Here is a 16826-nt window from a genome sequence, read left to right on the forward strand (position 1 = left end):
CATGAACATGTTGACCAGTCTCAAGACGCTTTTGTTTTCCTCCGTCGCGATGAAGATGCCTCTGGCCGGTGACGGGTCCGGCGCGACCCTTCCGGCGGGAGAGGTTGATTTCGCGGCATTGCTGAACGGTTCCATGAAGGGGCATGTCGCGGTTTCCGATACCCCGGCGTTTTCCGCCGGAGCGACTGCGAAGGAGGGGGTCGTGGACGCAGGGGCGGATGTTGCCGTGCCCCCTCCCGCCGCGCCGCCCGCGACTGACGCCCCATCCATTGCGCCTGAGATGCTGGAAGAGCCGGTCCTTCCGGCTATCCCATCCATCGTTCCGGATATTTCCGCGGCTGTAGAGCGACCGGTCACAGCCGTGCCGCCTGTGGGAACGCCGGTGGACGACGCGGAGAAGGGCGAAGCCACGGACCAGACCGCTGTTTCCGGCGCCGGGATCATCGCGGATTACAAGCCCAGGACCGCCGTGGATCATTTGCCGGAGCAGCCCGCGATTGCCCGTCCCGTACCGGACGACAAGATCGATGAGGCCGAACCTGTGGAGGGCGGAGAACCGGCTGACGAAAATGAGGTGAAGGAAACGGGCGAGGATGTGGCAGCGGTCGCTCCGCCGACTGTCCCTGCCCAGCCAGTGATCGTCGCGCCTGTGCCTGAAATGGTGCGCCCCGCTCCTGTCGATCAGCCTGTGATGGCTGCGGAAAAGGTCAAGGTGGCGGTTTCCACGCCGTCCGTTCCTGCACCGGCGGGGACGGTACGCTCGTCGAGCAAGCCGGAGGTTGCTGCTCAACCGCAGGCAGAACCCGCCGTGCCGAATGACGGAACCCAAAATACCGTTTTGACGGACAAGAAGCCGTCGATTGCTCCTGGCAAAGTCACCAGCAAGGATGCGCTGTTATCGCCCGATGATGAGGCGGCGGCCTCTCCCGTGGTGGGAACAGTTTCGCCGTCCGCCGCGCCCGCCGGTAAATTGGCGCGGTCGGAAGCCCTTTCGCTGCTCCAGATGGTGCGCGAACAGTTTGCGCGGACTTCTCCTGAAACCGCGCGCGTGCCTGAAGCGATGGCGGCGGCGGCGCATAAAGGCGGACGGGATGGTAAGCCGACGATCGCGGAACCCACCATGCCGCCCGCGATAGCCGTCAGTGATGCCGATCCTGCGGGCGCAACGGCTTCCGCCCAGCCGCAGCCTGTGGCCACCGGTGTTCCGGCTCCTGCGGTCGCCGCCGTGATGCCGACCGTCGATGTCGGTGCATCGCTGGGCGCGCAGGTGGTCGATATGGGCGTGTCCGGGCAGTGGATCGACGGTCTGGCGCGCGACATTGCCGGTTTGGCGCAGAATGGCGCGCATGGACGCTTCCAGATCAACGCCAGTCAGCTGGGGCCGGTCCAGGTCGATATCCGGCAGGGCGCCGATGGCGCTGCCGTCAGCCTGACGGTCGCCAATGAGGCGGCGGAGATCGCCCTCAAGCAGGACAGCGATCGCCTTCGGCTGGATGCGGGACTGGCGGCCGTTCGTATCGCCGACGTGAAGATCGAGCGCGCGCCGCATGTGGCGGAAGCCGCCCGCCCGGACGGCGCGGGACAATCCGGCAACCAGCAATCGGGGCAGCAGCAGCCGGGGCAGCAATCCTCTTCGCAAGGGTCTGCGTCAGGCTGGCAGGGCGCCGGGCAAGGCATGGCCCAGTCGGAACGCCAGGGCCAATGGCAAGCGCGGGAAAATATCGCCTCCGGCCATAAAGGAAGCGCCGACAGGGCCGTTATTAACCAAAAGGACGCAGGTGACGGCGCAGGCGATGCCCGCCGCGCGCGCTATGCGTGACCGACCAGTTCCAGGGGACATGAACCATGAGCGATGAGGCGAAGGCCAAGAAGAAAAAAGGCGGGAGCATGAAAATGATCATCATGCTTGTCATCGCCACGCTTGTCGGGGGCGCGGGAGCCGCCGGCGGGCTCTATGCGGCCGGTTTCTTCTCGCACAAGGAAGAAGGCCCCAAGGAAGATCCGAACAAGCCGGTGCTGGTGCTGGCGGGCGAAAATGCCGAGGAAGTCGCCAAGGCCCACGGCATGGGCGGTGCAGGACATGGCGGCGGCGCGGCTATCGCGGGCCATGCGCCGGGCAAGGGCATCGACCTGCCGACGCCGACCAATCCGACTGCCTATCAGGCGACCTATTTCCAGCTGCAGGCGCCCTTCACGTCCAACATGTCGGATAGCGACGCCTTCGCGCAGATCGCGCTCGCCGTGTCGACCTATTACGACATGCGCGTGATCGAGGCGATCAAGACGCATGAGATGGCGATTCGCAGCCAGGTGCTGATGCTGTTGGCGCAACAGCCCGAAACCATGCTGGCGACGCCTGACGGTAAGAAAGAGCTTCAGGTCAAGATCAAGGCCGTTATCAACGATGTTTTGAAGCAAAAGACGGGTTATGGCGGCGTCGATAACGTTTATTTTACCAATTTCGTTATTCAATAGGGCTGCCTGAACGTCGGGAAGTCCCCCGACGAACGGGCTGGGGACTTTCATGAGCGACGTTCAATCCTATGCATTGGGACGCGGGGAATCGCAGGCTCCGGTCATGCTGTCCGGACTCGACCGGCTGGGCGAAAAGCTCGGCCGGCGCATCCGCACACTGATCGAGCCGATTTCCGGCATCCGCCCGCATGTGACCGCTGAAGCGACCCGCGTGCTGGAATTCGGCATGTGGTCGGGCGAACTGCCCGACTTCTCCAGCATTTCCTTCTATCGCCTGACCCCGCTCAAGGGGCAGATGCTGCTGCGGATGGACGCGGCGATGATTTCGGTGCTGGTCGACTGCTTTTATGGCGGCGTCGGCAATCGCCCCATGCCGTCCAAGGGGGAATTCACGCCTACCGAAGACCGGTTGATCGCGCGGATCGCCGAAGCGCTCGTGACGCGGCTGATGGAATGTTGGGGCGAGGTGATCGCTCTCGACGCCGGCTTGGTCGCGCGTGAGACCGGGCTAGGTTTCGCCGCCGCCGCACAGCCGAGCGACCAGATGGTGCTGCAACGCTTCACGATCAGCCTCAGCCGCGATCAGTCATGGCCGATCGACCTGCTGTTTCCGCTTTCCGCCCTGCGGGGCGTCGAGGCGCTGATGGGCGTTCGGATGCCCACGGACGAAGAACATGTCGATCCCGTCTGGCAGGCGCGTATCGCCCGCCAGATGCAGGACATCCGCCTGCCAGCGCGCACCGTGCTGGCGCGGCCCAATCTTTCGCTCGCCGATCTGATGCAGCTCAAGGCGGGCGACGTCATCCCCGTGACCATCGGACGCAGCCTGCCGCTGATCGTCGGCGACCGTATCGTGGCGCACGGAACCATCGGTGAACAGGATGGCCGCGCCGCCTTCCAGATCGAAAAGCTTGCACAAGGACCGGATCAATGAGTGACATGACAGAAGCGCCGCGCATGGACCGGCATGAGGATGCCGCGGTCGGCATGGCCTCCAACCGCCAGTTCAAGCTGCTGGCGGACATTCCCGTCCGCATGTCGGTGGAAGTGGGATCGACGTCCCTGCGCCTGGCGGAGGTCATGGACCTGGCCGAAGGCTCCATCGTGGAACTGGACCGTCAGGCCGATGATCTGCTCGACATCATGGTGAACGGCGCGCTGATCGCCAAGGGCGAGGTGGTGACGGTCAATGGCCGATATGGCATCCGCATCGTCGATATTGCCGCCACCGAAACCCGTCTGGCGGGCGTCGAGCGGCGCGGCTGATCGCAGGCGCAAGTCTTTTCGCTTGCGTTGCGGGCCGTTCTTGCGGATCGGATGGCGCATTAACCATAGTCGCGGGGCCGCTTCATGTTCTGGTACTTCGTCAAACTGCTGATCCTGCTGCCGCTGGTCGGCGGCATGGCCTTCGGCGCGCTGTGGCTGTGGCGCAAATATCAGCCCGGCATGATGGCGGGTCAGGACGGCCGGTCGCTCAAACTGCTTGAGGCATTGCCGATGGGGACGTTCGGCAAGCTGGCGGTGGTGGAGTTCGAGGGGAAGAAAATCCTGCTATCCGTCACGCGCGGGCGGATCGAGAAGATCGCGGAAGGCGATCCGTTCCGTGCGCGTTAAGACGCTTCTGATCGGTTTTGCGCTGCTGGGGGCCGGGTTGCTGCTCGCCCATCCGGCGCTGGCGCAGGCGGTTCCGGCGGCACCCGTCGACAATGGCGGCGCGCTGAGCCGGGCCATGGGGCAGATTTCTGGTGATGGCCGCCCATTGTCGCTGAGTTTGCAGATACTGGTGCTGATGAGCCTGCTGACGGTGCTGCCGTCGCTCGTGCTCATGATGACCAGCTTCACGCGCATCATCATCGTGCTGTCGCTGCTGCGGCAGGCGCTGGGATTGCAACAGACGCCGCCCAATCAGGTGCTGGTGGGCCTCGCGCTGTTCCTCTCGCTGTTCGTGATGCGCCCTTCCATCGACCAGATCAACGCGCAGGCGTTCGATCCCTATGGCAAGGGCCAGATTTCCATCGAGGAAGCGGTGGGCCGCTCTGGCAAGGTGCTGCACGGCTTCATGGTGAAGCAGACGCGGGAGACCGACCTTAAGCTGTTCGCCAACATGGCCGAAGCGCCCGCTTTCCGGTCGTCCGCCGACATTCCCTTTTCGATCCTGCTGCCCGCCTTCGTGACGAGCGAACTCAAGACCGCCTTCCAGATCGGCTTCATGATCTTCCTGCCGTTCCTCATCATCGACCTTGTCGTGGCGTCCACCTTGATGGCGCTGGGCATGATGATGCTGTCGCCCACGATCATATCCATGCCGTTCAAGCTGCTGCTGTTCGTGCTGGTCGATGGCTGGGCGCTGACCATGGGGTCGCTCGCCGGCTCCTTCGCGACATAGGGCCGGACCGATGGAGAACGCCGATTTCTTCATGGGGCTGGCGCAGCAGGCGCTGTGGATTACGGCGCTGGCGGCGGCGCCGATCCTGATTCCGGCCCTGATCGCGGGCGTGCTGATCGGCATGGTGCAGGCCGCGACCTCCATCAACGAACAGACGTTGAGCTTCATTCCCAAGATCATCGTGGTGTGCGCCATGCTGGCGCTGTTCGGCGGGTCGATCATGGTGCTGGTCGCGGACTTCACTCGCGAAATATTTGAGCGGATACCGGACCTGCTGCAATGATGGCGCCCGGCTTTGCGGGCGTGGAAACACAGCTCTGGATCTGGCTGATCGCGATGATCCGGCCCGGAGCGGCCTTTATCGCCGCGCCGGTATTCGGTGCGCCCGCGGTGCCGTTGCAGTTGCGGCTGATCCTGTCGCTGGCGCTGGGGCTGGCCGCGCTCAACGCCGTGCCGATCCATCTGCCGCAGGACGGCGTGGCGAGCTTCGAAGGCGTGATGCTGGTCGCGGGGGAAGTGCTGGCCGGGCTTGCCATGGGGTTCGCCGTGCAGATCGGCTATGCCGCCGCCTTCGTCGCGGGGGAGGCGATCGGCAACAGCATGGGCCTGGGCTTTGCCGCGATGGTCGATCCGCAATCGGGCCAGTCGACGCAGGTGGTGGGGCAGTTTCTGTCCATCCTCGCAACCTTCCTGCTGCTGGCGATGGACGGGCATCTGATGCTCGCGAGCTTCGTGGTGCAGAGCTATCAGGCGCTGCCGCCGGGCGCGGCGATGCTGAGCAACGATGCGGTGTGGCACCTGATCGAATTTGGCGGGGCGCTGCTGGGGGCGGGCGTGACCATCGCGCTGCCGGTGGGCTTCGCGCTGGTGCTGGTGCAGATCGTGATGGGAATGCTGGCGCGGACCGCGCCTTCGCTCAACCTGTTCGCTGTGGGTATGCCGGTTGCACTGATGGCGGGGCTGGTGCTGCTCGCCATCGCCACGCCGGTGATGGGCGAGGGCATTGCCGCCGCGCTCAAGGCGGGCCTTGAGCAGGCCCAGTCAATTGCGGAAGGACGCTGAGCCATGGCGGAGGGCAATAGCGGCGAAAAGACCGAAAAGCCGACACAGAAGAAATTGCAGGACGCCGCCAAGAAGGGCGACATCCTCCAGTCCCGCGAGCTGGGAACCGCGCTGGTGGTGATGGCGGGAATCGGCTGGCTGGCGGTGATGGGGCCTTCGCTTGTCGAGGCTTTGTCGCACATGCTGATCGAAGCGCTGCGTTTCCGGCGGGAGGATATTGTCGACTTCGCGCCCGCCGACCGGGGTATGGCGCTGCTGTCGGGGATCGCGCTCCCGGTGGGCGGCATATTGCTGGCGACGCTGATCGCCGCCATCGCCGCGCCCGCGCTGCTGGGATCGCTGGGGTTTCGGCCGGGAGCGTTCGCGCCCAAGGCGTCGAAGCTCAATCCGGCATCGGGCCTCAAGCGCATGTTCGGCGTCAACGGGCTTATCGAATTGATGAAATCCATGGCGAAGGTCGGCTTGCTCGGCGCGATCGGCGCGTGGGTGATCTGGGACCGGCTGACGGCTATAGTCGGGCTGGGCAAGGCTGGCGTCGCGCCCGCCATGTCGAGCCTGGGCGACATGTTTATCATGACCTGCCTCATCATGGCGGGCGGGCTGTTTCTGATCGCGGGGATCGACGTGCCCGCGCAGATCTTCCAGCGGGGCAAGCGTCTCGCCATGTCGAAGCAGGACTTGAAGGACGAGAACAAGGAAAGCGAAGGATCGCCCGAACTCAAGGGGCATATCCGCCGCAAGCAATATGAGGTGCTGAACGGGTCGACTCGTCAGGCCGTGGCCGAAGCCAGCGTCATCATCACCAACCCGACCCATTTCGCCGTCGCGCTGCGCTACAAGCCGGGCGAAGACCCAGCGCCCATCGTCGTGGCGCGCGGCTGTGACGCCATCGCGGCCGCCATCCGCGAACTGGCCGATCAAAATGGCGTGCCCGTCATGCAATTTCCCGAACTGGCGCGCGCTGTCTACTTCACGTCGCGGGCCGGGCAGGTCATCAATGAAGGGCTATATATGGCGGTCGCGACCGTATTGGCCTTCGTTTTCCGCGTGGAAAACCGCATGGCGAGCGAAATGGACCGGCCCTTCATCACCGTGCCCGACGACCTGCGTTTCGACGCAGACGGGCAGAAGATGTGACAGGCCGGCAAAAAAACGCGATATGGTGAATTAAAGTTTAGCCGCGATCATCCGTATTCCCTTCATGGGGACGCATTAGGATGTGCGTCATGAGCGACTATCTGTCGAAGAGCGAGATATCCTCTGCGGATCGGGCATCGGCCCGGCCCAATGCCGTGCCCGCCGTTTCGGCCGCCCAGTCCGTGACCGTGAAGCCGGACAATGGCGATGCCGCAGCCTCTCGCGGGCGCGCTCCCGCGCTGCCGGCCCGCGATCCGGCGGCCTTCGAGGAAGAGATTGCGGGCGCCGCGGAATATGCGCGCATCCATGCGGAAATCGCGGACATCATGGCCGATATGCGGACCGACCCGGCCGCCTCGGTGGCCGCGGCGACCTCGCGGATCGAAGCCATGCTGCCGACGCCGATCATCATCGTGCCGTTGCCGCCCGCCAGCAAGGAAGCGGTGGAAAGCACCGTGATGCTCGCGCGGCGGATGGCCGATCAATCGCGCTACGCCCATGCGGCGCAGGCGCATATGAAACGCGGCACGGTGGATCAGATCCTGTCCGCGGTGGTTTGAAAATCCATTGCCGCCGATGGGCGGCGCTTGACGAAAATCTTTCCTAAAGGTCTTGGCGCTAGGGCCGTTCTTCCATTCTGAAAGGACGGGCACATGACCTCGGTTAGCAGCAGTATCTCAACAGCGCTGGGCGTCGGGTCGGGCATTGACACCAATGCGCTGGTTTCCAGCCTGGTGAGCGCCGCCCGCGATCCCAAGCAAAAGGTCATCACCGACCGCCAGAGCCTGAACAGTGCGCGTATTTCGGCGCTCGCTTCAGCGTCCAGTTCGCTCGATGCGTTTGCCGATGCGCTGAACAGCCTGCTTTCGGGCACGGGTTATTCCGGCGTGCCCGCCTCCAACGATCCCAGCGTCGCGACGGTCAGCGCTCTGCCGGGCGGCACGCCGCAGGGCCTGCCCGCGCAGCTTCAGGTGCAGCAGCTTGCCTCCGGTCGCACGCTTGCGACGGCGCCGGACCCCAATGTGTCGGCCACGGCCCTCGTCGGGGCGGGCACGCTGACCCTGACGGTGGGCAATGGCGCGCCCAAGAATATCGTCCTCACCGCATCGAGCACCTATGCCGACCTGGTGAGCGCCATCAATAGCAGCGGAACCGGCGTCACCGCCTCGCTCGTCACCGATACGCAGGGAACGCGGCTGGTGATGAAAGGCGCGAGCGGAGAGGCCAACGACTTCTCGCTGAGCGCCGATTCCGCCGAACTGGAAAAATTCGCCTGGTCGAAGGCGGGTCCGAACGCCAATTCTTCCTTCACTTCCGCGTCGACGGCCCAGGATGCGATCATCCTGCTGGACGGCGTGGAGCAGCATTATGCCGCCAACACCGTCGATACGGCCATTCCCTATCTGCGGATCGACCTCAACAAGGCGTCGCCGGGCACGTCCGTCACGCTGGCCACGACCGAGCCGACCACGTCGATGCGCGACCTGATGGTGGAATTCGTCGATGCCTACAACACGCTGATGAAGGCGCTGAACACCGCGACGTCGAAGGGCGCCGATTCCTCCAGCGCGGGCGTGCTGAACGGCGAATCCTCCATCCGCGACATGAAGCGCCAGCTTTCGCAGATGACGTCGGCGGCGCTGTCTCCCACCGGTGCATACAAGACGCTGGCGGATCTGGGCGTCACGACCAATCGCGACGGCACGTTGACGCTGGACACCAAGACATTGGACAAGGCGATGGCGGCCGATCCGTCCGCGATCACGCAATTGCTCAATCCGGCGGTCAAATCCGGCAGCAATCCCGGTCTGGCCGGTCTGATGGACAATGTGCGCGACAATATCCAGCAGAAGGACGGTCCCCTCGCCAGCGCGCAGAGCAAATATGATGCGCTGGCAAAGAACCTATCCGCGCAGCTTGAGAAACTGAGCGACCAGATGACGGATTATCAGGCGCAGCTCACGAAAATCTACACGGCCATGGAAACGCGGTTGACCGCGCTCAAGGCCACCCAGAGCTATCTGCAACAGCAGATCGACTCCTGGAACAACAGCGACAATTAAGCAGGGACGCAAGGGCAATGTTCTATAATCAGGGATATGCGGGCAATATGGCGGCGCGGCGCTATGCGGCCGTCCATTCGGGTGCGCGGACGCAAGGCGCGACGCCCCATGCGCTGGTGAAGATCCTGTTCGACGAACTGCTGATCGCGCTGGAAGCCACCGTGCTGGCCGAGCGGCAGAACGACCGGCTGAAGGTGTCGGACAAGCAGGCGCGCGCCATGTCCATCCTCTTCGCGCTCGAATCCAGTCTCGATTTCGACAAGGGCGGCGACATCGCCATCGGCCTTGCCCAAATCTATCGCGAAGCGCGGCGGTTGTTGCTCGTGGGCGCGAAGGAACGCAACGCCGAGGCCGTCGAACAGGCCCGCGTCATGATCGATGAAATCGCGGATGCGTGGGGCCAGATCGGCTGAAGCCGTCATCCGGTCCGCCTGTGCGGGGTTGCGCCTTTACAGGCGCCCTTGTATAGGCGGCTCTCGCAAAGGGCGGCCCGGCGGGGGCCGCCTTTTTGCGTTTCGCCAAATGTCTACCGGACGAATATTTATCAGCCCAGAAAGGGAAGCATCATGTCGATACCGCCGCTCATGCCCGTCTACCCCCGGTGCGATGTCCGTCCGGTGCGAGGCGAAGGCTGTTACCTGATCGGCGAACGCGGCGAACGCTATCTCGATTTCGCCAGCGGCATTGCCGTGAACCTGTTGGGTCATGGCCATCCCCGGATCGTGAAGGCGATCGCGGATCAGGCCGCCACGCTGATGCACACGTCGAACCTCTACGGCATGCCGCTGGGCGAAAAATTCGCGCAGCGCCTGGTCGACGCGACCTTTGCCGATACGGTGTTCTTCACCAATTCCGGCGCGGAAGCGGTGGAATGCGCGATCAAGACGGCGCGGCGCTATCATTATGTGAACGGCGCGGCGCACCGGCATAAGATCGTCAGCTTCGACAATGCCTTTCATGGGCGGACGCTGGGCACCATTTCGGCCACCAGCCAGCCCAAGATGCGCGACGGGTTCGAGCCGCTGTTGCCGGGCTTCACGGTCGTGCCGTTCAACGATCTGGAAGCCGCGACGGCTGCCGTTGACGACGATACCGCCGGTTTCCTGCTGGAGCCGGTGCAGGGCGAAGGTGGCGTCACGCCCGCGACGCAGGAATTTCTGACTGGTCTGCGTAAGCTGTGCGACGAGAAGGGGCTGCTGCTGATTCTGGACGAAGTGCAATGCGGCTATGCGCGCACCGGCACCTTCTTCGCGCATGAGCAATATGGCGTCAGGCCCGACATCATGGCCGTGGCCAAGGGGATCGGCGCTGGTTTCCCGCTGGGCGCGTGCCTTGCGACCGAGGACGCGGCCAAGGGCATGGTGTTCGGCACCCATGGTTCGACCTATGGCGGCAATCCGCTGGCGATGGCGACGGGCCTGGCCGTGCTGGACGAAGTGCTGGCGGACGGTTTCCTCGATCGCGTCAAGGCGATGGGCGCGCGGCTGCGTTCCGCGCTGGAGCAGCTTATCCCCAATCATGACGGCATGTTCGAGGATGTGCGCGGCATGGGGCTGATGCTGGGCGTCAAGATGAAGGACGCCTATGATGCGCGCGCTTTTGTGGCGCATCTGCGCGATCATCACGGGTTGCTGACGGTGTCGGCGGGGCAGAATGTCGTGCGTATCCTGCCGCCGCTGGTGATCGAGGACAGCCACGTCGCCGAATGCATCGAGCGGATTTCAGCCGGTGCGCGCAGCTTTGCCGGGGAAACGGCGGCCGCCTGACATCATCTTCCCTATCCGTTCGCTTCGCGTGACGTCGAGGAGCCTTGCACGGCGTTTCCCGACCAGCGCGAAACGAACGGAATACGGGAATGGAGGTTATTCATGACCAGACATTTTCTCAACCTGACCGACGCGGGCGGCGACGCCATCGCCGCGATGATTGCCGACGCCATCGACCGCAAGGCGGCACGCAAGGCCCTGCCCAAGGGCGCGACCGATGCGGATGCGCCGCTCGCCGGACGGACGCTGGCGATGATCTTCGAGAAAAATTCGACCCGCACGCGCGTCTCCTTCGACATGGCGATCCGGCAACTGGGCGGCAATTCGCTGATCCTGGACGGCGCGACCAGCCAGCTTGGGCGCGGTGAAACAGTGGCGGATACGGCCCGCGTGCTCAGCCGCATGTGCGATGCGATCATGATCCGCACGGACGACCATGCGAAGATCGAGGAAATGGCGCACTATGCCAGCGTTCCGGTCGTCAACGGCCTGACCGACCTGTCGCACCCCTGCCAGATCGTCGCCGACCTGCTGACGGTGGTGGAGCATGGGCTGGCCCTGCCGGGCAGCCAATGGGCGTGGCTGGGCGACGGCAATAATGTGCTCCATTCGATCGTGGAGGCGGCGGGCCTGCTCAAGTTCGACGTCCGCATCGGCGTACCCGAAGGCTATGATCCCGACCCGTCCTTCGCGGAGGCGGCACAGGCGCTGGGATCGCGCATCACCCTGACCCGCGATCCGCAGGCGGCGGTGGCGGATGCCGATGTCGTCGTCACCGACACATGGATTTCCATGGGACAGGCCCATGCGGACGAAAAGCTGAAGGCGATGATGCCCTATCAGGTGACGCCCGCGCTGATGGCCGGGGCGAAGGCGGACGCGAAGTTCCTCCATTGCCTGCCCGCGCATCGCGGCGAGGAAGTGGTGGCGGAGGTCATCGACGGACCGCAGTCGTTGATCTGGGATGAAGCGGAAAACCGCATCCATGCCCAGAAATCCGTCCTGCTGTGGGCGTTCGGCCTGCTCGGTTGAGTTTCGCGGCGGCATTCCTATCTAGCCGGGGTTCATCCCCGCCCTCGGGGATGCCGTCCTTCTCTCCCGCCGTTCGTGCGGCGATAATCGGAGCCCGTTTTTGACCTTTTCCGCCAATGTCGACCAAGCTCTGGGTTTCACCATTCCCTCGCGCCATGTGCGCGGACGGATCGTGCGCCTCGGGCCTGTGCTGAACGATGTGCTTGCCGCGCATGACTATCCGCCGCAGATCGAGCGCCTGCTGGCCTCCGGTCTGGTGCTCGCGGCGCTGCTCGGCAGCACGCTCAAGGATGCCGGGGGGCAGCTCACGCTGCAGGCGCAGACGGAAAATGGCGTGGTGAGCCTGCTGGTGGCCGATTACAAGGCGGGCGAACTGAGAGGCTATGCCAAATTCGATGCCGACCGTCTGGCGGAACTTGGCGCCGACCCCACGCTGTTCGGGCTGTTTGGCAAGGGCTATCTTGCCATCACCTTCGATCAGGCGGTGACCGGTGAGCGTTATCAGGGCATCGTGCCGCTGGATGGCGAATCGATCGCGCAGGCGGCGGAGCATTATTTCTTCCAGTCCGAACAAATTCCCAGCATCATCCAGATCGCAACCCGTCATGAGGCGGACGGATGCTTCGCGGCGGGCATGCTGCTCCAGCACCTGCCCGAAGGCGAAGTCGGCCGCGAGCGGCTGCATGTGCGGCACGATCATCCCGAATGGGAGCATGTGCAGGCGCTGGCGATAACGTTGAAGGACGAAGAACTGACGGACGACATGCTTCCGCTGACGGATATGCTCTGGCGGCTGTTCCATGAGGAGCAGGAGGTGCGCGTGACGGAAAGCTCTGTCCTGGCCAAGGGATGCCGTTGCGACCTGGACCATATCCGCGACGTCATTGGCCGTTTTTCCGAGCAGGAGCGCGCGGAAATGGCGGACGAATGCGGGGTGATCGGCGTCGATTGCGCCTTTTGCTCGCGCCTGTTCCCGCTCGCGCTCGATAGTTTCACCCGGCACTGATCCGCTCGATCAGGGCAGGACCATGTCCCACATTGGGGCAGGGCCATCCTTCCTGCGCTATCAAATTGCCGCAATTGGGCACTATTCCGCTTATCTGGAGAAGTGGGAAGGCGGCCGGCTGTTTGCCGACGATGCGTAGCGGGGCTATTGAGGATCTATGGTGACGATGTGGTTGCGTGCGATCATTGTGGGAACGTTGATGATGGCGGCAGGAACGGCCGCGGCAAAGCCGCAACGGCTGGTCGCGCTCGATACGGTGCAGCCGGGCGAATGGGAATTGCGCGCGCTGGAGAAGGATGAAGGAAAGCGCCGGATCTGCGTGCGCGATCCGCGTCAGCTCCTCCAGACGGAACATGCCCGCCACCAATGCCGCTTCTTCACCGTGAAAGATGAACCTGCCGCAGCATCGGTCACTTATGACTGCGCGGCGGGCGGCGGAGGACGCACCGACGTGCGCGTCGAAACGCCGCGGCTGGTGCAGATTCGATCGCAAGGCGTGGCGAACGGCGCGCCTTTTGCACGGGTCATGGAAGCTCGTCGCATTGGCGCCTGCCGCTAGGAAGCCGGGCTTGCGCGTGCGGGGATGGGGCGTTAGCGCATCACGCCATGGTCGCAAATAAAGGAAAATTCGCCGTCGTCCTGCTTTCGGGAGGACTGGATTCAATGGTTGCCGGCGGGCTGGCTCGCGAGGCGGGTTATCATGTGCTGGCGCTGACGATTGATTATAATCAGCGGCATCGCGTGGAACTGCGCGCGGCGGCGCGTATCGCAAAGGCGTTGAATGCGATGTCCCACATCGTCCTGCCGCTGGACCTGACCGCTTTTGGCGGGTCGGCGCTGACAGCCGACATCGCGGTGCCCAAAGGAGGCGTGGGGGCCGATATTCCCGTCACCTATGTTCCGGCCCGCAACGCCATATTTCTTTCGCTGACACTGGGACTGGCCGAGGCAGCGGGCGCGAACGATGTATTCATCGGCGTGAACGCGCTGGATTATTCCGGTTATCCCGACTGCCGCCCGGAATTTATCGATGCGTTCCAGAAGATGGCGACGCTGGCCACCAAAGCGGGCGTGGAAGGCAAACCCGTTCGCATCAACACACCGCTTCAGCATATGAGCAAGGCGGACATCGTGCGGGAAGCCCATCGGCTGGGGCTGGATGCGGGGATGAGCTGGTCATGCTATGATCCCGCGCCCAACGGCCAGCACTGTGGCCTGTGCGATAGCTGCCGGTTGCGGGCCAAGGGTTTTCAGGAAGCGGGTCTGGCCGACCCCACCCATTATGCGATGCGGCCCTGAAGGCTTCATGCGATGAGCTATGCGGTCAAGGAAATGTTCCTGACCCTCCAGGGAGAGGGGGTGCATGCCGGACGCCGGGCCGTGTTCCTGCGTTTTGCCGGATGCAACCTCTGGACCGGCCGCGAACGTGACCGGGCCGACGCCGTCTGCCGCTTTTGCGATACCGATTTCGTCGGCACCGATGGCGAAGGCGGCGGCAAATTCCCGGACGCCGCCGCGCTCGCCGATGCCGCGCAGGATTTTTGGGGGCAGGACCGGGCGCTGCGTTACATCGTCCTGACCGGGGGCGAGCCGATGTTGCAGATCGACGATGCCCTGGTCGATGCGCTGCACGATCGTGGCTTCACCATTGCGATAGAAAGCAATGGAACCTTGCCGGTCCATCCGGGAATCGACTGGGTCTGCATCAGCCCCAAGGCCGGCAGTGATGTCGTCCAGAAAAGTGGCGATGAGCTAAAGCTTGTATGGCCGCAGCCGGGCGCGGGCCATTCCGTGGAAGAGGTCGACGCCATGGAGCAATGGGCGTTCGGTCATCTGCTGGTCCAGCCGCTCGACGATGCGGCGGCGGCGGACAATGTCAAAGCCGCCATCGCCTTTGTGATGGAGCGCCCGCGCTGGCGGCTGACGCTCCAGTCCCACAAATATCTGGGCCTGCGTTGAGACCGTTTCGTCAGGGCCGTGCGTTCGTCCCGGCTTCCCATTGCTGCTGGCAGGCGGGCGTCAGCTTGCCCTTTTTCCAGCACTTGGCATCGAGCGAGGGCAGCGATAGCGAATAGCTGCGGCCCGGATCGCCATAATATTGATCGCTTGCCAGGATCAGGGATTTCTTGATGGATGGCAGGCCGCTGCGCGCCACTTCATGCAGCTTGCCGCGATCCGCGAAGATTGCCTGCCGCCCGACTTCACCGGCAGCCTGACAGAATCCGCGCTGCGCCTGAACCGTCGAATAACCGGAATAGATGCGGGTGCCATATTGGTCGGCGGCCGACTGGCCCGGCTTGCCCTTGCCTACGGTCCGCTGGAAATAGCCCAGCACCGTCGCCATCGCCGCGTCGAGTTCCGCGTCATGATGGGCGATCATCGCATTATAATTGCTGATCGCGAGGAGCGTCGGCTCGAACTGGCATTGCAGGGCGGCGACATTCAGCGCCGCGCGCAGATTCCACACCAGACCCGCGCGGATTTCCGCAGCCGTGGCGCCTGGCAGGCCCAAGGCGGTAGCGGCCTGATCGTCGGTCAGGGGTGGCGCGCTCAGGTCCGGGGGCGACCAGTAGAACTGGGCGGCGGCGGGCTGGACCGCCATGGCGGCGGCCATGGCGAGGCCTGAAAGCAGGTGGCGTGTGGCAAAGCGGAACGTCATCTAAAATCCTTCTCCGAAGAAGGGCGGAATATCACCCCGCATGGCACTGGTCACTAGCTTTGCGAGGTTCGCCTGCATCTTGTGTCCGTTTGCCACGCCCTTATTGGTCGGCGACCACTTCGGCGCCCTGATCGGCTGATTCGCCGGTCTCTTCCTTTTTCCTGTCGGGCCTGGCCGTAGCGACGCTTTCATTGCTCGCATTTCCGGCCGGCATGACGGTGGCGGTGCCCTCGCTCTGGACGCCATCCAGATCGGTCATCGCGTCGGTCGCGGTGCCGTCGATCACTTCCATATCCTTCATCTGCACGGCGTTGCCGCCCTTATCCCCGCCGCCGCATCCTATGAGGGTGGCGCAGCCGCTCAAAAGGACGGCTTTAATGAGGATTTTTGCCGTGGCATGCATCCGGGTCTCCTTGTTCAATGGCTAAGCCCGGCAGCCCCCCGCCCGGCAAAGCGGCGACCCTAACGGCCCGTTCAATATTGCTCAACCCCCCGTGCCGCACCGGCCCAGATGACCGAGAAATGCAGGGAAATGAGCCCTTAGCGCAGCATCCAGTTCCGCCATTCCAGCCTTGCAGCCCAGCGCGGCCATGCTTGTGACCGGATATTCGCTGATCCCGCACGGCACGATGCCGCCAAAATGCGACAGGTCGGGATCGACGTTGATGGAAAAGCCATGGAGCGTGATCCAGCGGCGCACACGGATGCCCAGAGCGCCGATCTTTGCTTCCCGGCCGTGCTCATCGTTCGTCCAGATGCCGATGCGGCCTTCCGCCCGCCGCGCGGAGATACCCAGATCAGCGAGCGCCGCGATCATCCATCCTTCAAGATGATGGACGAAATTTCGCACGTCCCGCCCACGGTCGCGCAGGTCGATGTTGAGGTAGCCGATACGCTGGCCCGGCCCGTGATAGGTGTAGCGGCCTCCGCGGCCCGCAGCGTGAACGGGAAACCGCGGATCGATCAGTTCGGCCGGATCGGCGCTCGTTCCCGCCGTATAGAGCGGGGGATGTTGAAGCAGCCATATGCGCTCCTTCGCTTCCCCGGCGAAGATCGCGGCGGCGCGCGCCTCCATGTCCGCCAAGGCTTCGGGATAATCCACCTGTGCGGTTTCGGCGCGCCATTCGACGCGGCCGGCTGCTTCGGACACGGACGGAAAAGGAGAGGGGGCGGTCATGGCGTTTCCTTGACTTGCGCGAAGCGAGCGATCAAGTCTCCAGCGCATTTTCGCGCAAGGGAT

General features: G+C 63.9%; 21 protein-coding genes. 18 read left to right on the forward strand and 3 right to left on the reverse strand.

Annotated elements, in window-relative coordinates; genetic code table 11:
* The first annotated feature begins 1 nt into the window (after position 1).
* From LDB26_RS02015 to queE, 18 genes are all read left to right on the forward strand, one after another.
* Positions 2-1819 (forward strand): flagellar hook-length control protein FliK, encoded by a 1818-nt coding sequence (locus tag LDB26_RS02015; protein ID WP_257540074.1) that lies wholly within the window; start codon positions 2-4, stop codon positions 1817-1819.
* A 26-nt stretch (positions 1820-1845) separates the two neighbouring features.
* Positions 1846-2475, forward strand: a complete 630-nt coding sequence (fliL, locus tag LDB26_RS02020) for a flagellar basal body-associated protein FliL (RefSeq protein WP_257540076.1) — start codon at positions 1846-1848, stop codon at positions 2473-2475.
* A 49-nt stretch (positions 2476-2524) separates the two neighbouring features.
* Positions 2525-3409 carry a flagellar motor switch protein FliM gene (locus tag LDB26_RS02025; RefSeq protein ID WP_257540078.1) on the forward strand — a complete coding sequence of 295 codons (885 nt, stop codon included), beginning with the start codon at positions 2525-2527 and terminating at the stop codon, positions 3407-3409.
* Entirely contained in the window at positions 3406-3741 is a 336-nt protein-coding gene (gene fliN / locus LDB26_RS02030) for a flagellar motor switch protein FliN (protein ID WP_062063402.1), read from the forward strand. Before LDB26_RS02025 ends, fliN begins: the two co-directional genes overlap by 4 nt.
* A gap of 84 nt (positions 3742-3825) precedes the next feature.
* On the forward strand, positions 3826-4089 hold the full coding sequence (locus LDB26_RS02035) for a flagellar biosynthetic protein FliO (protein ID WP_021244588.1): 264 nt from the start codon (positions 3826-3828) through the stop codon (positions 4087-4089).
* The gene (fliP, locus tag LDB26_RS02040) at positions 4079-4861 is read left to right on the forward strand and encodes a flagellar type III secretion system pore protein FliP (RefSeq protein ID WP_306812046.1); all 783 of its coding nucleotides are present in this window, start codon (positions 4079-4081) and stop codon (positions 4859-4861) included. The genes LDB26_RS02035 and fliP overlap by 11 nt, the downstream gene beginning before the upstream one ends.
* Before the next feature lie 10 nt (positions 4862-4871).
* Complete coding sequence (fliQ, locus tag LDB26_RS02045; RefSeq protein WP_021244590.1) at positions 4872-5144, forward strand: flagellar biosynthesis protein FliQ; 273 nt, start codon at positions 4872-4874, stop codon at positions 5142-5144.
* Complete coding sequence (gene fliR, locus LDB26_RS02050) at positions 5141-5923, forward strand: flagellar biosynthetic protein FliR (protein WP_062063406.1); 783 nt, start codon at positions 5141-5143, stop codon at positions 5921-5923. The genes fliQ and fliR overlap by 4 nt, the downstream gene beginning before the upstream one ends.
* Positions 5924-5926: 3 nt before the next feature.
* Positions 5927-7060, forward strand: a complete 1134-nt coding sequence (locus LDB26_RS02055) for a flagellar biosynthesis protein FlhB (RefSeq protein ID WP_257540080.1) — start codon at positions 5927-5929, stop codon at positions 7058-7060.
* Between the two features lie 89 nt (positions 7061-7149).
* Positions 7150-7620 (forward strand): hypothetical protein, encoded by a 471-nt coding sequence (locus LDB26_RS02060; RefSeq protein WP_257540083.1) that lies wholly within the window; start codon positions 7150-7152, stop codon positions 7618-7620.
* A gap of 93 nt (positions 7621-7713) precedes the next feature.
* Positions 7714-9123 carry a flagellar filament capping protein FliD gene (gene fliD / locus LDB26_RS02065; protein WP_257540085.1) on the forward strand — a complete coding sequence of 470 codons (1410 nt, stop codon included), beginning with the start codon at positions 7714-7716 and terminating at the stop codon, positions 9121-9123.
* Positions 9124-9140: 17 nt separating this feature from the next.
* A complete protein-coding gene (gene fliS / locus LDB26_RS02070; protein ID WP_062063413.1) occupies positions 9141-9536 on the forward strand; it encodes a flagellar export chaperone FliS in 396 nt (131 codons plus the stop codon).
* 153 nt (positions 9537-9689) lie between these two features.
* Positions 9690-10889: an aspartate aminotransferase family protein gene (locus LDB26_RS02075; RefSeq protein ID WP_257540087.1), complete on the forward strand. Its 1200-nt coding sequence runs from the start codon at positions 9690-9692 to the stop codon at positions 10887-10889.
* A 102-nt stretch (positions 10890-10991) separates the two neighbouring features.
* Positions 10992-11921, forward strand: coding sequence for an ornithine carbamoyltransferase (gene argF / locus LDB26_RS02080; RefSeq protein ID WP_062063417.1), 930 nt, complete (start codon positions 10992-10994; stop codon positions 11919-11921).
* 100 nt (positions 11922-12021) lie between these two features.
* Positions 12022-12927 (forward strand): Hsp33 family molecular chaperone HslO, encoded by a 906-nt coding sequence (locus LDB26_RS02085; RefSeq protein ID WP_257540089.1) that lies wholly within the window; start codon positions 12022-12024, stop codon positions 12925-12927.
* Positions 12928-13084: 157 nt separating this feature from the next.
* The gene (locus LDB26_RS02090; RefSeq protein WP_257540091.1) at positions 13085-13486 is read left to right on the forward strand and encodes a hypothetical protein; all 402 of its coding nucleotides are present in this window, start codon (positions 13085-13087) and stop codon (positions 13484-13486) included.
* 47 nt (positions 13487-13533) lie between these two features.
* Entirely contained in the window at positions 13534-14226 is a 693-nt protein-coding gene (gene queC / locus LDB26_RS02095; protein WP_257540093.1) for a 7-cyano-7-deazaguanine synthase QueC, read from the forward strand.
* Positions 14227-14238: 12 nt separating this feature from the next.
* On the forward strand, positions 14239-14886 hold the full coding sequence (queE, locus tag LDB26_RS02100) for a 7-carboxy-7-deazaguanine synthase (RefSeq protein WP_062063425.1): 648 nt from the start codon (positions 14239-14241) through the stop codon (positions 14884-14886).
* A gap of 10 nt (positions 14887-14896) precedes the next feature.
* Here the strand turns inward: queE and LDB26_RS02105 are convergent, their stop codons facing one another.
* The 3 genes from LDB26_RS02105 to lipB form a co-directional block, all read right to left on the reverse strand.
* Entirely contained in the window at positions 14897-15586 is a 690-nt protein-coding gene (locus tag LDB26_RS02105; protein ID WP_062063427.1) for a hypothetical protein, read from the reverse strand.
* A gap of 100 nt (positions 15587-15686) precedes the next feature.
* Positions 15687-15989, reverse strand: a complete 303-nt coding sequence (locus LDB26_RS02110; RefSeq protein WP_257540095.1) for a hypothetical protein — start codon at positions 15987-15989, stop codon at positions 15687-15689.
* A gap of 81 nt (positions 15990-16070) precedes the next feature.
* Complete coding sequence (gene lipB, locus LDB26_RS02115) at positions 16071-16763, reverse strand: lipoyl(octanoyl) transferase LipB (RefSeq protein ID WP_257540097.1); 693 nt, start codon at positions 16761-16763, stop codon at positions 16071-16073.
* Positions 16764-16826 lie beyond the last annotated feature (63 nt).

The sequence above is a fragment of the Sphingobium sp. CFD-1 genome (genome assembly GCF_024611115.1).
GTDB classification, from domain to species: domain Bacteria; phylum Pseudomonadota; class Alphaproteobacteria; order Sphingomonadales; family Sphingomonadaceae; genus Sphingobium; species Sphingobium baderi_A.

Bases quoted from the DNA above. Each gene is read 5' to 3' on its own strand.
- LDB26_RS02055 (WP_257540080.1), top strand. From the start codon at position 5,927: ATGGCGGAGGGCAATAGCGGCGAAAAGACCGAAAAGCCGACACAGAAG.
- argF (WP_062063417.1), top strand. From the start codon at position 10,992: ATGACCAGACATTTTCTCAACCTGACCGACGCGGGCGGCGACGCCATC.
- fliR (WP_062063406.1), top strand. From the start codon at position 5,141: ATGATGGCGCCCGGCTTTGCGGGCGTGGAAACACAGCTCTGGATCTGG.
- fliS (WP_062063413.1), top strand. From the start codon at position 9,141: ATGTTCTATAATCAGGGATATGCGGGCAATATGGCGGCGCGGCGCTAT.
- LDB26_RS02105 (WP_062063427.1), bottom strand. From the start codon at position 15,586: ATGACGTTCCGCTTTGCCACACGCCACCTGCTTTCAGGCCTCGCCATG.
- LDB26_RS02015 (WP_257540074.1), top strand. From the start codon at position 2: ATGAACATGTTGACCAGTCTCAAGACGCTTTTGTTTTCCTCCGTCGCG.
- fliQ (WP_021244590.1), top strand. From the start codon at position 4,872: ATGGAGAACGCCGATTTCTTCATGGGGCTGGCGCAGCAGGCGCTGTGG.
- LDB26_RS02025 (WP_257540078.1), top strand. From the start codon at position 2,525: ATGAGCGACGTTCAATCCTATGCATTGGGACGCGGGGAATCGCAGGCT.
- LDB26_RS02110 (WP_257540095.1), bottom strand. From the start codon at position 15,989: ATGCATGCCACGGCAAAAATCCTCATTAAAGCCGTCCTTTTGAGCGGC.
- lipB (WP_257540097.1), bottom strand. From the start codon at position 16,763: ATGACCGCCCCCTCTCCTTTTCCGTCCGTGTCCGAAGCAGCCGGCCGC.
- LDB26_RS02090 (WP_257540091.1), top strand. From the start codon at position 13,085: ATGGTGACGATGTGGTTGCGTGCGATCATTGTGGGAACGTTGATGATG.
- queC (WP_257540093.1), top strand. From the start codon at position 13,534: ATGGTCGCAAATAAAGGAAAATTCGCCGTCGTCCTGCTTTCGGGAGGA.
- queE (WP_062063425.1), top strand. From the start codon at position 14,239: ATGAGCTATGCGGTCAAGGAAATGTTCCTGACCCTCCAGGGAGAGGGG.
- LDB26_RS02035 (WP_021244588.1), top strand. From the start codon at position 3,826: ATGTTCTGGTACTTCGTCAAACTGCTGATCCTGCTGCCGCTGGTCGGC.
- fliL (WP_257540076.1), top strand. From the start codon at position 1,846: ATGAGCGATGAGGCGAAGGCCAAGAAGAAAAAAGGCGGGAGCATGAAA.
- LDB26_RS02075 (WP_257540087.1), top strand. From the start codon at position 9,690: ATGTCGATACCGCCGCTCATGCCCGTCTACCCCCGGTGCGATGTCCGT.
- LDB26_RS02060 (WP_257540083.1), top strand. From the start codon at position 7,150: ATGAGCGACTATCTGTCGAAGAGCGAGATATCCTCTGCGGATCGGGCA.
- fliD (WP_257540085.1), top strand. From the start codon at position 7,714: ATGACCTCGGTTAGCAGCAGTATCTCAACAGCGCTGGGCGTCGGGTCG.
- fliN (WP_062063402.1), top strand. From the start codon at position 3,406: ATGAGTGACATGACAGAAGCGCCGCGCATGGACCGGCATGAGGATGCC.